The sequence below is a fragment of the Solidesulfovibrio alcoholivorans DSM 5433 genome (assembly GCF_000702665.1).
GTDB classification, from domain to species: Bacteria; Desulfobacterota; Desulfovibrionia; order Desulfovibrionales; family Desulfovibrionaceae; genus Solidesulfovibrio; species Solidesulfovibrio alcoholivorans.
This window is the reverse complement of the sequence record NZ_JNJA01000065.1, coordinates 1-1,013: the sequence shown is the minus strand read 5'-3', so window position 1 is coordinate 1,013 and position 1,013 is coordinate 1. Positions and strand designations below refer to the sequence as shown.

Annotated in this window: 1 protein-coding gene; it reads right to left on the bottom strand. The window is 33.8% G+C overall.

Annotated elements, in window-relative coordinates:
- Positions 1-511 precede the first annotated feature (511 nt).
- On the bottom strand, positions 512-778 hold the full coding sequence (locus Q368_RS26410) for a hypothetical protein (protein ID WP_156955910.1): 267 nt from the start codon (positions 776-778) through the stop codon (positions 512-514).
- Positions 779-1,013 lie beyond the last annotated feature (235 nt).

Below are 1,013 nucleotides of genomic sequence, written 5' to 3'. Positions count from 1 at the left end.
TTCGATGCAATAGGCATGGTTAGGTCTCCTTCGTTTTTGATGTCGTAGTTTCGGAGTTGATCGTATCTCAAAAACAAAGGATGTCAACAGAAGTCGTGCGAAAGCTGATTAATCATTTTTAACGGCAAAAGATGCGATTACGCCGAGCAGGGCAAATACGGATCAATAAAATAGTCCATCCCCGTAAGGGGGCTCTTAGCGGATAGCGTCAATATTTTCGAAGGAAGGCTAGGTCGAGAACCAGGTCGGCGCTGGATTCACTACTTGCGTCATGTGGCAGAAAAGCGAAAAGACGCCCATTTCTGAGAGTCTTTCACTATAATTTCAACATGTTGTTAAAGACAGAGGGATTTTGAACTTAGAAGGAACAAATGATTATTTTTTAACATATTGAAATAATAAGTTAAATTTTTCGATTGATGGCATGGCAACTATTTAAAAAAAAGCATTAATGGCGGAGTACGAAATTATCGAAATCAATTGATCAGTTACGCGGTTTTCCTTTGAAAAATCAGTTGCTTTTGAGTGTGTCCAAAATCTTATTTAGTGCTCTGTTATTATCTAGTGCAATCATCAAAACTCCAAAAGTCGCACATAAAATACAAAATCCTATGAGTATTAAAAAAACTGCAACAAACCCTTCATCTAAAGTTAACCATAAAAACTGCGTCTTTAGTATGCGGGCTAAATATATTGATCCTCCTACTACCAACAAGAAATTTATTATAAAAAGATAAAAAACAATTTGCTCAAAAACAAAAATAATAATTTTTCTCATTTTTTACTACCACCATTGCTTCGGTCGAGCGTATTGTTTGTTGTATTTTTTAGCCAATACGAAACATTTCACACCACATGGTGAATTTTATTGACTATTATTTCAATATTATTTGCTGTTGAGTTAGGAACAAATTGACAATTATCAGAATCTGTAGATATGGAGTAAATCGAATTAATTATTTTTGTTGTTTTTACTATAAAACTTTTAGATATTAAATTTGTGTCGCTTGTAA

Coding starts and splice junctions, on each gene's coding strand:
- Q368_RS26410 (WP_156955910.1), bottom strand. CDS start 778: ATGAGAAAAATTATTATTTTTGTTTTTGAGCAAATTGTTTTTTATCTT.